The organism is Paenibacillus sp. Y930, assembly GCF_056786375.1.
This window is the reverse complement of the sequence record NZ_JBXCIX010000001.1, coordinates 718,001-732,775: the sequence shown is the minus strand read 5'-3', so window position 1 is coordinate 732,775 and position 14,775 is coordinate 718,001. Positions and strand designations below refer to the sequence as shown.

Below are 14,775 nucleotides of genomic sequence, written 5' to 3'. Positions count from 1 at the left end.
TATATATCAGCAATCTTTATGGCAAAATATTAATTTGACTATCACTCGATTGCTCCCCATTATTATAGAATATCGATCGCTCTAAGTTCGTTCTTTTCTATAGTGGGAGGCATCTATGAATAAACATCATTTACATAAAAACCAAGAAACCCGCTGGAGGCTCTCCGGCATCTTTAAGTTGGTGAAGCGATTCCGAATATGGATCATCGGGATTATGCTTCTACTTTTATCGCTATTAGCAATCGGGGTCTATTGGATCCATACTCTTGATATCGCCAAACTAGTCGTTCCTATATCTGCTCCGACCCAATTTATAGATCGGTACGGCGAGGTTAGTTCCGAGGTCACATCTGCAAAAATTGAATATGTTTCGATCGATCAAGTACCGCTGCATCTCCAACAGGCGATCGTCGCGGTCGAAGATAAGAGATATTATGATCACACCGGAGTGGACATCTTTGGAATTGTTCGCGCAGCTTTCCGTAATGCAAAGGAAGGCGGTGCAGTACAAGGCGGAAGCACGATTACTCAGCAGCTTGCCAAGAACGTATTTCTAACGGGTGAAAAAACATTTTCACGCAAGCTGACGGAAGCTGCTTATGCACTCAAGATCGAGACACTTTATAATAAGGACCAAATTCTCGAAATGTATTTGAATCAAATTTATTTTGGAGAAGGCCAATGGGGAGTGCAAAGGGCAGCCAAGCGGTATTTCGGCAAACAAACGAATGATTTGACATTGGCCGAGAGCGCTTTGCTTGCCGCATTACCGAAAGCGCCAAGTCGATATTCACCCCTTAAAAATAAGGAGATTGCATTGGAGCGTCGCAACCTCGTTCTAGGATTAATGAAAGATGAGGGTTTTATCTCCGAAACAGATTATCTACACGCCAAAGCAGAACCGATTAAAGTGCTGAAGGAAATTCCTCAGGAACAGGTCAACCATTTGTTAGGTCAATATGCTTCATATATGGATGAAGTAATCGAAGAGGCCATTCGTGTATATGGATTTACCGAGCGTCAACTGCTTGCTGGAAATCTACTCATCTACACAGAGCTGGATCCGGTGGTTCAGAACGCAATGGAAGAAACATACCGCAATGAATCTTTGTTCCCAGAAAGCGCATCCGACCAGTTGCTGCAGAGCGGGGCAGTCATCATGGATCCGTCAACTGGTGGTATACGCGGAATTGTGGGCCAGCGAGGAGAGCATGTATTCCGAGGTTTCAATCATGCTACACAGCTTGTCAGGCAACCCGGATCGGTATTCAAGCCATTAATCGTCTACGCACCTGCTTTGGAAAGAGGGTACGACGAAAATTCGACACTATATGATGGTCCATTGGATATTCAGGGTTACCGACCTAATAATGTGGATCACCTGACTTTAGGGCAAGTATCGCTTCAAGAGGCAGTTATCCAATCCAGAAATATTCCAGCGGTATGGCTGTTGAACGAAATTGGACTTAATACTGGCATAGAGTTTGTAGAGAAACTCGGTATTCCGCTAGTAGAGGAAGATCGTAATTTAAGTGTGGCACTGGGTGGGTTGTCCCAAGGAGTGTCACCGCTTCAAATTGCGCAAGGCTATAGTGTGTTCCCTAATCTTGGAGTGCAGGTTCAAGCGCATACCATTACGAAAATTTCAACGGTGGACGGACAGGTTTTAGCTGAGGCAGAGCACCAACCGGTTGAAATTATGTCTCCAAAGAATGCTTATGCGATGACCGAAATACTGCGAGATGTTGTAAGGGAAGGTACAGGAAAGAATGCGGCAATCGATCGTCCTGTGGCTGGGAAAACGGGATCGACGCAGCTACCACAGAACAAACAGTTCGAAGGGATCACCGGAGGTGTTAAAGATGCATGGTTTGTCGGCTATACGCCAGAGCTAGTAGGGGCAGTTTGGCTAGGCTACGATCACACGGATAGCAATCATTATTTGACAACATCCGGTGGGCAATACCCTGCTTTAATATTCAGCGAAATGATGTCCTTAGCCTTAAAGGATGTTCCTACATCTGAGTTTAAACGTCCTATACTCGAACAAGCGAAAGAAAAAGAGAATACTACTATTGTGAATAAAACAAATCAGGGAAATAAAAAAGAGGAGGAAGGAAAAAAAGAGAAGAAAAAAGAAGATAAAAAGAAGAAAGAAGAAGAGAAAAGGAAGCAAGAAGAAGGGAAAAAGAATAAAGAATAAAGAAGAATAGCTAATGTGACTGCTATGTTCGTGCAGTACTACGGTAGTTTCTTGCCAACTGACCATTCATTTGACGGGATCAGTCTTTTTTTCTATGCAAGCTCAACAACAGGTTAGGCATCGCCCTACTATTATTATATGTGTTTATTCCAAATTAGAAAATATAGATTAATACCTGCCCCAGCATATTATCTCTGCATGAAAAAGCACCTCAAAGTGGGTACGATTTGTGTTACTTAATCGTATTTCCAACATAAGGTGCTTTTGTTTATCTACAATATAGATTACTTCTCCATCCTCAAGCGTTAGCCTTTTTTTTACCTTTTCCCCTTATAAAACTCATGATAAAGCTTCATCAGCGCACGCTTCTCAATCCGAGAAACATAACTCCGACTAATCCCAAGATCCTTCGCAATTTCACGCTGGGTACGTTCATCTCCGCCATTTAACAACCCGAACCTTGTAATAACAACTTCCTTTTCTCGATCATCAAGAATACTTAGATTTTTATATATTTTACTTTTTTCCATTTCAAGCTGTACCTGATCAGCGATGTCATCCACATCATTGCCGAGTATATCTATTAAAGTGATCTCGTTTCCTTCTTTATCCGTTCCAATCGGATCATGCAATGAAACATCTTTACGAGTTTTTTTCAATGATCTAAGGTGCATAAGTATCTCGTTCTCAATACATCTTGCGGCAAAGGTAGCTAACTTTGTACCTTTACCAGTTTGAAAGCTTTCAATCGCTTTAATTAAGCCGATTGTTCCGATGGAAATAAGATCCTCTTGATCCTCGCCTGTATTGTCAAACTTTTTGACGATATGAACAAAGTACAGCGTAAAGTTATTATTTATTCAGAGCTAGTTTCTCTTGTTTGGTCAGGTATAGGATACTCTTTGAGAAGAGAAAAGGATGAATTATTGAAATAAAGTTTACTTATACTCGTCTAGCCAGTTAAATCCTGTTATAAATTGTTGATTATTATATTGGCTATTTTGGGCATGAGTGGTTTGAAGTATATTGTCAACTCTTATGTTTGAATAAAAAGATTTGGTAAGTAAATTAGAAATGGAGTTTTGATTAATCTGAAGGAAATTAGCTACAAAATTATCGAATGTATCTAGTTTAGTTAGGTCAATATTATAAAAATCAGTACCACTTCCAGTAGAATTGTTTGTTTTTTGTCGATATGAATTCACAAGCCAATTTAAATTTGGGATACCACATAGCAGTGGTCTTGAATGATAAGGACAATAGAAAACAATCGCTGTTTGTATTCTAGAGTTAACTAAATTCAAATAGTTATCAAATGCATCGGCTTCTATTTGACCTATATTCCATTGCCTCTCTTTTAATGTATATCTAGGGGTTAATGTGACTTTATATTCAAGTAAAAAGTCTGTATTCGGTACATTGTTATTAAAAACTAAGAAGTCAGGTGCAAATCTAATGTGTTTTGCTGTTATTGAATTGCGTGTTTTTAACAAGGTTTGGGTATTTCCAGTTATATGTGTCTCATATCCGTATTCGAAATGTGTAATGTCTTTGATGTTTGTCCAAAATTGGTCTATTAGTATTTCAATTAATCTAGAAGATGTCTTAGTTATATTAAAGAAGGACATGCAATCGCCTCATTTCAGATAGGTATTGTAGATGGATAAATTATACAATGAGCAAAGAGTAGAAATCAACTTGATTTTATTCCAAAGTAGGAATAAAATCAAACAGGGAGGATGTATTTATATGAATTTTTTAACTTCTAAACAAGCTTCAGAGTTATGGGGAATATCAAATAGAAGAGTGAATTTGCTTTGTAAAACTGGAAGAATTCATGGGGCAGAAAAAGTTGGATTGATGTGGAAAATTCCGAAAAACGCGAAAAAACCTATGGATGAAAGAAAGAATGTTCTAAATAAGATTATGGTTAACTATAATCAATTTAGTGAAATTCAAAGAGAATATGAATCAACAATTGATAAAGAATTCAAGAAAAAAAATGGAATATATTATACTTCATATAATCTTGTAGATATGATCTATAGGGATTTAAAAATCCCTAACAACTCAGTAGTAGTTGATCCTTGTTGTGGTATGGGCAGTTTTTTATTTGGTGCAATTAATGCAGGATTTACTCATGTTTACGGAATTGACAATGACGATAATACAATTAAATACTTAAAGACATTAATAGATTCTGAGAATATTGTTGTTTACGATAGTATAAATAATTCAGCTGAATCTACATTAGCTGTATTAGGCATAGAAAAGGCAGATTGTATTGTTGGAAATCCACCATATGTTCCTCATGGCAGTATTTTTGGGAATTTATTTGTCGGATCAATTATTCGTAGTTTAGATATGCTCGTTGAAAATGGTACGTTATCGTATGTAATACCAAAAAATTTCTTACATGTTTCCACTTATAGTGATTTAAGAAAATTAATATTGGGGCAATATCAAATTCTTTCAATTGTTGATATAGGAACTTATTTCAAGGATGTTAGAGGAGAACAAATTGTATTAACAATAAAGAAAGCTACTCCAAATGTTGATTCGAAAATTGCATTTAAAACTATTGAAAACAATGAGTTTGTCGAGCATGTTAGTATTTTTCAAAACGTTTTTGATGATATCATCAGAATTTACGCCTCTGAGTATGAGTATTCAGTGTTTGAAAAATTAACAAGAAACTACGATACATTAGAAAAGTACTGTAGTGGATATATTGGACGTGGAAGGTCAAAAAGTGAAGATGCAATAAGTGGCAAAGATATCAAAAAATTCGGCTTTAAATCTATAGATGTGCCAACTGATGGAAATAAAATTTTTATTCAAAACATATACAGTGCAGAGTCTGGAATTATCGGAACTTTTGCTGGGGAATTAGAAGCTAAAGAAACTGTTACAGTTATTACAGATAGTAATCCAAATGTGTGTAAATTCTTGGTGGGAGTATTGCATTCAAGATTAATTAACTATTATTTATTTAAGTTTAGTTTTAATTCTTCAAAGTTGACTGCTCATACAGATAAAAAATATCTCTCACAAATCCCTATAAAAATGCCGAAAATTGACGAGTTTAATGAAATAGTAAATTTAGTTGACAAATTGCAGATGATTGAATATTTAAGTGATGAATGGTATGGACTATATGAAAGATTAAATAATAAGGTTTACGAATGTTATATGTTGGAAAAAAACGAAATAGATTTTATCGATAATTATATGAAGAAAATACAATCAGCTAGGTGGGTAAAACATGAATAATGACAAAAGAAGAAATGACTTATTAGGAAAAGAGTGGTTACAAAATTCGTTTAGTATTTGGCGGGATTTGAAAAAAACATCCGTGGAAAAAAAATTAGGTCATCCTGCTTCATATCCTTCGGACTTAGTTGAAAAACTTATTCGCTCATTCTCTCGCAATGGAAGTTTAGTATTAGATCCATTCAATGGTGTTGGTTCCACAATGGAAGGTTGCCTAAAAGCTGGCTCAAAAGGTATCGGTATTGATTTATCTAAAGAATATTGTACTATTGCAACTGAACGTTGTAAATCTGATAATGTAAAAATCATTAATGGTGATAGTGTTAAAGTATTAAAGGACTTTGATGAGAATCACTTTGATCTGTGTATTACTTCACCGCCATATTGGGATATCTTAAATATGAAACGAAGTGTAGACAAAAAAACCATAATGGGATATTCTGATAATAATGAAGATTTAGGGAATATCTCAAATTATGAGGAGTTTTTGAATTTATTAGAAGTTGTTTTTACTGAAGTACATCGTACACTTAAGTCAGACAAGTATTGTATTGTAAATGTGATGGATATTCGAAAAAAGGATAAGTTCTTTCCACTGCATAGTGATTTAGCTGAGAGAATGAAAAAAATTGGATTTATTTATGATGATATTATTATTTGGGATAGACAGCACGAATATAACAATATGAAAACTTTAGGATATCCTTATAGGTTTAGAATAAATAAAGTTCATGAGTATTTATTAATATTTTTGAAAAAATGAGGTGTACTATGAAATTGGTTTATGGTGAAAGAAACATAGTTACTTTTAAAAGTGATATGAACTTTTTTTTGGCATTAGGCTATTTGGCAAGTCCTGTTAGAAATATATATATTTCTAGTGAAACATCTTCTAACAGATGGGGCGCTGAGTACAGAATATGGTTGAAGAGTATAGTTAATATTCCATCAGATTTAAATTGTGTTATAAGTGCAGGGGCAAACAGTTATGTTGCTAGATTAAATTGTAATGAGTATGTTGAAACGTTAATAAATTTATTTGGGTTTGTTCAAGGATCAACTCAAAACCACATGAATATACGTAAAATTGTAAATTCACATTATAATAAATTCGCAACTGATTTTGACAGAGGATTTAATTTATAACCTAATAGTATATAAATTAAATGGGAGGAATTTATGAATAATGAAATGGCTTATCTAATTGGTATGATTTCTGGCAATGGTGAAATCCAACGAAGAACTTCACATACTATCGTTTCTATTGAAATCCCACATAAAAAGTTAGAAACTGAAAATTATAATGATGTGAGAGTTTATATAAAAGCAAGTATTGCTGATATTAGAAGTATTCTTGAACCATTACTAGGAACAGGTATAGAATTTGTACAAAATAAAAATGTTACTATACTGTCTTTTAATAAAGCTAATGATGATTACTTAATGCGAGAAGTTATGCGTTATGTTGGTAATGCTTTAACTCATGATGACATCAGACTACATCCTGATGTATTCAATTTTTCAAGAGACGAAAAAATTAATTTTTTACGTGGTTTTTCAGATGTTACTGGTTACGTGAGAAAAAGTAATTACTTTTTTGAAAAGTACATGCATCGTGTATATTTGGAAATTCCAAAAAATTGGTATTTAGTAATTGATATTTGCAATCTACTGAAAGACATTGATATTCCTGTACAGAATATTGATTGGGCACATCCAAATACACGTGATCCAAAGTTAAATAAGTACAATGATGGAAAAGTTAATTTTTGGAAAAAAGAGCATCAAATCAAAATATTCGTTAATGAATTTGAGGCAATTGGTTTTGCAGTTATTCATAAGAATGAGGCCTTGTATGAGTTTTCAAAAGAGTTAAAAGATAATTTAAATCATAAATCTAGGAATATTGTAAATACTACCCATAAATTTTACTGGGAAGGTAGAAGTGTAAAGAAGAATAATCCTTCACATCCAGGAGTTACAGATGAATTTATACCTGTTGAAATTAGAGGTATTCAATATAACTCATGGAAAAACATTGCAAGGGATTTAGGTTATGGCGAATAATGTGAAATCTGAATTTGAATTATACGAACCTATGCGATCTTGGCTACACTCATATTTAGAAGATAAGTATAAAGGATATCAGATTCTAACTTTTGACACTCACAGTGAAAGATTAGATACAGTACTGAAAAAAAACGCTATTTATAATGATTTAGCCGTTGGAATAGACATTCAAATTGATGTGTTAGGAATTGCAATAAAAGGGAAGCATAATAAATTATTCTTCATAGAGGCAAAAAAAACAAATTTAACACTTAAGGATGTTGGACAATTGTGGTCGTACTGTAAGTTGATTGATCCTGAAGAAGCATTTTTATTAACATCTGCTGATTTAGGAAGTTTAAACAAGATATTTAATGTTTTTAAGAGAGTAGATTTATTGGATTTTGGTAGCGGAAAGATTTTGAAAAAAATGAAAATAGCTAAATGGAATTTAAATACTAATGCTCCTGAGTTATTGTCAATGTTTCCTAAAAATTAATTTAGTGATAAAAAAAGAATAGGACAAAACTAATAATTAATTTATAAAATCCGAACTATACAACGAATTCTAAAATGAATTTTGCTATAGTTCGGTTTTTTAGTTAGCTAATATACTTTTGTTCCAATTCTTTTTCTAATACTTGATTTCCAACTATAGGTCTTATGCAGCAGTGGTTTTACCTTTTGCGTCTATTAGTATTGAATAAAAATTTTCGTTAAGTTCTTTTTGTGAGCGTTCTTCACTTTTGAGAAGGATCAACTTTATCTTACAATATCTGCTCAATCGCTTTTCATATTTCTTTATGGCTTAAAAATAGAATTTTTCAATTTTGTTCCCAACAACATAAACCTTATATTCATAATTAAATTTAAACCCCTGATGAAGTATTTTATATTCGAAGATTAATCTTAAATTAACATCAACAACACATGTAGAGTGCGTAATATTGACAGTAAGAAAATAGAAGTAACACATTCGCTGAAGTAAGGTACTGGACAGAGGAACAACACATATCGTTATAGTAGAATCATTACATCGCTATGACAAATAGTGGGGAATACCTAAACTGTTATTCGAGAAATCAATATATCCTAAAATGGTTCATGCTCATTCAGCATGAGCCATTTTAGTTTAATAAAGTACTTATCATGTCTGCACTGAAAACAACTATTGAATAAACCTTCATTTCACGGTAAGATCAACAAAATTTTACCACTGGAGGGGAAAAATGTTGAAAGAAATTCAATTACCTATTTGGGTGAAGCCTTTATTCGATGACTGCTTTAATGAACAGGCAAAGTTGGCTAGAAAACAACCTGAGATTGAAAAGTTGCGACTAAAGCTATCTGAACTCGATGATCAGTTAAAGCAGGAACTAGCTCCTCGATTGTATCAGATTTTACTTGAATGGGAGGAGTCCATGAATCATTGGAATGTTCTTGAGAAAGAATGGATGTATATAGCTGGGCTCAAGGATGGGATGAAGTGTATGAAAGAAATTAGTGATTTTGTTTCGGAATAATCAACCGCAGATAAGACGTTTGAGTAAAAACCATTTAATTACATACATGTAATTAAATGTATAATTAAGAAGATCTATATTCATTGCGCCTAGCTACACCACGACATGACCCTCTCACATTTCCACGTACCTTCTTGAAGTGTTTTCCTGTCCTTTCTTCGTTGTAACACTCCCTCGTTGGTTTGTAACGATCGCGCGATAATATCGGTTGGTATTCGATGTTATAAAATAGCATGAGTATCACTATGAGAACAGATATATAGATAGTGGAGACCTGCAAAGACATAGATTAAAAGAATTGAACATACATTGGTCAATTGAGGTTGAATCGATAGTAGCCAAGTTGCGCACAGGGGTTTCTTTTGCGCTTTCCATAGTCCACAGCCTGTCGTTTCTGCTCTTCATTGCACCAAGCCTTCAACTTAGTATCTTCATTGCTCTATTGGTTCCAATGCCAGTCTACTGGCTCTAGAACCAGTGAACAGATAATGAATACCATCAGAACCCACTGATGCCACCTGATTCGCTTTAGTCTCTTTACTGGTAACACGGCATCTGCCTAGTCAGTAGCTGAGAGGGTAAAAAATCATCATCGAAGATTTTAATGCTTAACTTATGCAGGTTATTGTATTTTCAACGTAAGAAATACGACAGCTGCTCGTCAATGCGTCCTAGACTCGATGAGTTTAATAAATTCTAGAAGATTGTAAAAAATTGAAATTCTATGGAAAATAGAGGTAGAAACATGGTAAGCTAGTATATAGTAACAAGAGAAGGAGTTACTAGAATTGTTATCTATCGGAGGGTACGAAATGAAGACGAGAAAATTAATAGTATCTGTAATAGCAAGCAGTCTGTTACTGGGATCATCGATACCAATGGCATTAGCCAATTCAAATATAGAATCAGATTACATGACAGGATTACAAGTCCCTTCCTCTATCGAAGACAGCAGAGTAGTAGCCATCGACACCGTATCAAGAATCCAGTCATCGTTGGGTTTACACGGAAGTGTCTCATCAGCAGTCCAAGCCTTATCCGCATCCCACGTCAACGTAGAATCCGCCTACACAACAGGGGTAACAGTCATCATAGACGGCATCACTCAGAACTACGGCACAAACGGAGCAATCATCCAATCAGGCTCAACATTGGTTCCAATGCGAGCTATTTTTGAGAAACTGGGAGCCAAGATAGACTGGAACCAAAAGACCCAAGTAGTCACAGCCACCAAAGACGGCAAGACCATCAAAATCACCATAGGCTCCACAACAGCATACGTAGGTGCTCAGAAGGTCACCCTAACCACCAAACCAATCGTCCTCAACGGAGCGACCCTTGTACCCTTGAGATTCGTGAGCGAAGCTCTAGGCGCGAGCGTCAACTGGAACCAAACAACAAAGACCGTAACGATAAAAAGCGCCACCAACTCACAAGCAACGCAAGGCATCAAAGTGAACCACGGCACTCACACCTACGGCTCCAAGACTCAGAAGGAATACGACTACGTGATGGACATTGTCAAAAAAGATATTACCAACATAGACAACCACATCTACGCCAACGACTCAATCCGAGACACATTATTACGAGACCACTTAAACAACGGAAAGTCATCCAAAGACTACACAGGCGGCATGAAGAACGAGATGATCGCAGTTGAGAAGTCAACTCAAGCTCTCCGCGACGCAGGAGTAGCCAATAAGGATATCCTCAAACTGATGTTAGTAGGCGACATGGCACAACAGCAACTCCAGAAATCAGGCTCCACTGATAATGGATTCTCGGCAAATTCCGCTTACGATATGATGACCAAGAAACTAGCCGATTGTGTAGGAATAGCATGGTCATATTCTGCCTACTTCGATTCCATCGGCATGAACACCGCAGTCACAGCAACTAAGACTCATGCATCTGTAGTTGTCAAAGTAGGGGACAACTGGTACAACTATGTAGGAGGTAAATTTGGGGTTGCAGTGAAAAAAGGAGAAAGCGTCAAATCACCTTTCTACATCTACACCGCCCCAACAATCGCAGGAACTCTGAAATAATCTAACCAACGTACACCAATCATATACAGAGCAGACTCTCTAAGGAGACTCTGCTCTTTTTATTTCTCATCAACCTCTCGATCTACTTTATAGGTATAAAAGGAGGTTGACTCGACAACAGATTTTCTATAAAACAGTATTTATGGAATATATCATATTTGTTTCGGGTCTACTAATACCCATGATAATTGAAAAGCTTACGAACCATCACAAAAGTGAACCAACACAGATTCAACGGTATTTGTTTTGGAGTTACCTCATTACGTTCTTAGTGTCTACAGGTCTGTATTCGGGATTAAGATTAGCTTATTCCGAAGGAGTTTGGGGTATAATATATACTCTGAGTGGTTCTTATACTAACCTTGAATTAAACTTATTAAGGTCAGGAATAGTAGCCTTATTCGTCATTTTGACAGCGGTTTATATTTCTGTAAGGTACAGAACATTGCCAAATCTACGAGAAAGGAAACCAACTTTAATCCTATTCGTAGTGACAGATATACTTGTACATATTTCATTCTTGATCTGTCTTATTGTATATGTTTTTTATGACCATGAGGTATTGGCTATGAGAGGGGTACTTACCTACCTGTTATTTATGTGGTTAATTATACTAGCCTTATACCTTCTTGCAAGTATACGAGCGTACATCGAATTTGAGAAAGAACTAGGCCGGAAAAGAAATCTCTCTGAGTAGAATCCTTTGTGGGTACTGCTCTTTTTCTTTCCCTCACGACTATTAACCTGACAACAATCAAGTATAAGTATCTGTCAGACACCAAATGACAGACAAACAGAAAACCCCGAACTATAGAACAGTCCGAGGTTTTGCCCGACACGTATGGTGAAACAAGGAGAATACGTACCGCCATTTACTTTTGGAAGTGTCGATATGCTTTGATTCCTACCTTAGTAAACAGGAACCATAGGTAAGCATAACCAACGCACCAAAAGAGAACGGTCATTGCCATATGCAATCACTCCTTCCTTATAGAGTGCGTATGGCAATTGTACCATTAATTACCTACATTGAAAAAAGCAGACTCTTTCACCGAGTCTGCTTTTCTTTTTTTCTCATCATTCCTCTGATCTCCTGTATAACCAATAAATAAACGTGCTAACAACTAAAACCACGCTTCACCGTTGACAACTATTACCAATAAACTTACACTTCCCTTAGAGGGGTTGGGTTCATATGAAAATAGTAAGTCACGGTCTAGTAAGGGGTTCTAAAGCGATAGTTGTTCAGCGTGAAGGAGATACTCGAATGAGTTCACTATCACTTTATACAGCCTGTATATTAGCGGACGATGTAAATACAATCGACCAAGCAACCCTATTAGTATAAGCAGGGTATACCGATCTTGTTATTAGGGGTAATCAGAAGACGGCAAGATACCGACATTACTAAAAATTTTAGACTTAATATAGAGTAGGCTGCATTAGTATTCGTATACTGATGCTTCCTGCTCTTTTTTCATTTAGGGATAGGCAAACAGCAAGAAAATAGATAGAATAGAACTATAAGCTTGGCTGATCCATTCCCATCTATACGGAATAATAATGTGATCTATGTTATTAATAAAAGGAGAATATAAAAATGACAACACAGCAAAGAGGTAAGATTGAATATATTGAACCTAAACTAGTGAATCCAGTAGCACAATTATGGATCGTGGAGCTTTTACTAGGTAAGCATACGGACTACGGTCTTACATATGCGGTTAGGCTAACAACTCGATTGATAGGTGCGAATAGTAAGACTTATTTGGTCATCGATATGGTAGACCAATTTGACTCGATACTCCGAGAGTTGAATATCGCAGGGGTAATGAGCCGCTCACAGCTACATCAAACAATCGACTATATTACTGAATTAAAGATTCACGGAATCTACCGTGAGGTATCCTCACTCAACAAGGAGTTATTAGGTCAAGCAGATTCCGAACAGACTAATGAGTTTTATGAGGTCATCGTAGAAAGTATAATGAATGACCTTGAGTCCTACCCGACTATTACGAGCAATAGCTATGTTCACGGTGTTTCAGCTGGTGTACGACTAGACACGGCTCAATACATCGAAAAGTACGGTCATAACGTTGTAGGGGTAACGACAGAGGCGCTATTGGATATGCTTGATCTAGAGCCTAACTCGAATAACGCTAAGCGTTTATTGGAGATAGCAAGAGGACTCCATAAGGTCGGTTCACTTGTGAAGCATAGCAAGCAGGCGAGGCTCCAAGAAAGTATAAAGCCATTGGAAGATTCTAAGGATGTAAAGCGTTTCTACTTGATCCGCTTAGCTCCGAACTTAAAGGTACATGATGGCATCTAGCCCTAAAAAGTTCAATAATCATTCTCCTTCACTCGTTAGCTACATTGGAGGTAAACACGGGTTGATCTCAAAGCTTGTACCCCTATTAGTATACGCAGCAGAAGCCTTTCAACTTGATTCGTATTATGAACTCACAGGCGGAGGCGCAAGGATGTTATTAAATATGCCCTCTAGCCTTTTCAAGCGCAGAGTATATAACGATGTCGATTACGGCATGGTAAGTCTCTTTACTTGCCTAACGGCTAAAAGTAGTACATATGAATTAATGAGTAGATTGGAACGCTTAGGGGTAGGCATAGAGGTCTTTCAAGTAGCTATGAACGCTCGAGATCTCGGCTATAAGTCGGATGGTGTTCTAATCGATCAAGTAACGGCAGCGACTTATGCTTATATTGTGACTCGCCAGAGTCGTGCTGCTAGTATGCAGTCCTTTAGTGGCTCAATGGAGAATAAGCGTAGTAAAGCGTCTTACCTTAGACGGGTTAATGAATTACCGAGCTTCTACCCAACTCTCCAAGGGGTAGAGACGTATCAACGTGATGTATTTGAATGGCTCTCAGGCGAGCTAGGCTCTGAGTCCAAGGGTTTGATCTATTTAGATCCCCCATATGTTCCATCTAGCATGGTCATGCAGGATCATTACGGTGAGCATTCATGGGGTACGGATCAGCATGAAAGGTTGGTTCAGCTTCTATTAGAACAGGAGAATAGGATCGTTCTTAGCGGTTACGACAACGGGTTGTACGAGCGTCTAGTACAGGAGGGGAATTGGTCTAAGCACTATCTAGGTAAGGTTCATGTAGCAAGCTCAGTCGGTGCTAGGCATGCGAGGGAATATATATGGGTCAACTTCCCGATCCCATCGTCATTAAGAGAACAGATCTGCAGCGATGAAATGATGGAGAGATATTAATGCGTGCCAGTCTAACATTGTACAGAATCGCTTGAATAAAGATGCACAGATAGGGGTATCGATTCCCTACTCGCATAAGCAGCGGACTGGTTCTGTGAATCGTGTAAAACCAATGACATTGGCTTTACACATCGAAATGTCATAGTTTAACACCTATAAATGCCTGTGAACGGATGTAAAACCAATGAAACCCTGTAAAGCCTATTCATCTTCGTATCACTTCTATTGAGAGCAATATCTTCGGATATTGCTCTTTTTTCTTATCTTCAGTGATATTGCAGGAAAACAGGATTAAAGCCATAGCCGTATGACTATTAATACGTAGCCTGTTTGTCATGGGCAGAATTTCAAAATGAATACTACATATTAATAGCTCGATCTCGAGTTCTCTGCTGTAACAGTTGAATATGCTTCGCTCGTTTTCATAC

General features: G+C 36.7%; 13 protein-coding genes. 11 read left to right on the top strand and 2 right to left on the bottom strand.

The window, feature by feature from the left end:
* Positions 1-115 precede the first annotated feature (115 nt).
* On the top strand, positions 116-2,203 hold the full coding sequence (locus AC1TO5_RS03550) for a transglycosylase domain-containing protein (protein ID WP_482061395.1): 2,088 nt from the start codon (positions 116-118) through the stop codon (positions 2,201-2,203).
* A 317-nt stretch (positions 2,204-2,520) separates the two neighbouring features.
* Here the strand turns inward: AC1TO5_RS03550 and sigK are convergent, their stop codons facing one another.
* Together sigK and AC1TO5_RS03540 are read right to left on the bottom strand one after the other, a co-directional pair.
* On the bottom strand, positions 2,521-3,063 hold the full coding sequence (sigK, locus tag AC1TO5_RS03545) for an RNA polymerase sporulation sigma factor SigK (protein WP_482061812.1): 543 nt from the start codon (positions 3,061-3,063) through the stop codon (positions 2,521-2,523).
* A gap of 78 nt (positions 3,064-3,141) precedes the next feature.
* The gene (locus AC1TO5_RS03540; protein ID WP_482061394.1) at positions 3,142-3,831 is read right to left on the bottom strand and encodes a hypothetical protein; all 690 of its coding nucleotides are present in this window, start codon (positions 3,829-3,831) and stop codon (positions 3,142-3,144) included.
* A 121-nt stretch (positions 3,832-3,952) separates the two neighbouring features.
* Between AC1TO5_RS03540 and AC1TO5_RS03535 the strand changes: the two genes are divergently transcribed.
* From AC1TO5_RS03535 to AC1TO5_RS03490, 10 genes are all read left to right on the top strand, one after another.
* A complete protein-coding gene (locus tag AC1TO5_RS03535) occupies positions 3,953-5,476 on the top strand; it encodes an Eco57I restriction-modification methylase domain-containing protein (protein WP_482061393.1) in 1,524 nt (507 codons plus the stop codon).
* Positions 5,469-6,239, top strand: a complete 771-nt coding sequence (locus AC1TO5_RS03530) for a DNA methyltransferase (RefSeq protein WP_482061392.1) — start codon at positions 5,469-5,471, stop codon at positions 6,237-6,239. Before AC1TO5_RS03535 ends, AC1TO5_RS03530 begins: the two co-directional genes overlap by 8 nt.
* An 8-nt stretch (positions 6,240-6,247) precedes the next feature.
* Positions 6,248-6,622 carry a hypothetical protein gene (locus AC1TO5_RS03525; protein ID WP_482061391.1) on the top strand — a complete coding sequence of 125 codons (375 nt, stop codon included), beginning with the start codon at positions 6,248-6,250 and terminating at the stop codon, positions 6,620-6,622.
* A 33-nt stretch (positions 6,623-6,655) separates the two neighbouring features.
* Positions 6,656-7,543, top strand: coding sequence for a hypothetical protein (locus AC1TO5_RS03520; protein ID WP_482061390.1), 888 nt, complete (start codon positions 6,656-6,658; stop codon positions 7,541-7,543).
* Complete coding sequence (locus AC1TO5_RS03515; RefSeq protein WP_482061389.1) at positions 7,533-8,024, top strand: hypothetical protein; 492 nt, start codon at positions 7,533-7,535, stop codon at positions 8,022-8,024. Before AC1TO5_RS03520 ends, AC1TO5_RS03515 begins: the two co-directional genes overlap by 11 nt.
* A gap of 730 nt (positions 8,025-8,754) precedes the next feature.
* Complete coding sequence (locus tag AC1TO5_RS03510; RefSeq protein WP_482061388.1) at positions 8,755-9,048, top strand: hypothetical protein; 294 nt, start codon at positions 8,755-8,757, stop codon at positions 9,046-9,048.
* Positions 9,049-9,860: 812 nt separating this feature from the next.
* A complete protein-coding gene (locus AC1TO5_RS03505; protein ID WP_482061387.1) occupies positions 9,861-11,099 on the top strand; it encodes a copper amine oxidase N-terminal domain-containing protein in 1,239 nt (412 codons plus the stop codon).
* Between the two features lie 1,195 nt (positions 11,100-12,294).
* Positions 12,295-12,447: a hypothetical protein gene (locus tag AC1TO5_RS03500; RefSeq protein ID WP_482061386.1), complete on the top strand. Its 153-nt coding sequence runs from the start codon at positions 12,295-12,297 to the stop codon at positions 12,445-12,447.
* 252 nt (positions 12,448-12,699) lie between these two features.
* The gene (locus AC1TO5_RS03495; RefSeq protein ID WP_482061385.1) at positions 12,700-13,434 is read left to right on the top strand and encodes a hypothetical protein; all 735 of its coding nucleotides are present in this window, start codon (positions 12,700-12,702) and stop codon (positions 13,432-13,434) included.
* Positions 13,421-14,347, top strand: coding sequence for a DNA adenine methylase (locus AC1TO5_RS03490; protein WP_482061384.1), 927 nt, complete (start codon positions 13,421-13,423; stop codon positions 14,345-14,347). The genes AC1TO5_RS03495 and AC1TO5_RS03490 overlap by 14 nt, the downstream gene beginning before the upstream one ends.
* The last annotated feature ends 428 nt before the right edge of the window (positions 14,348-14,775 follow it).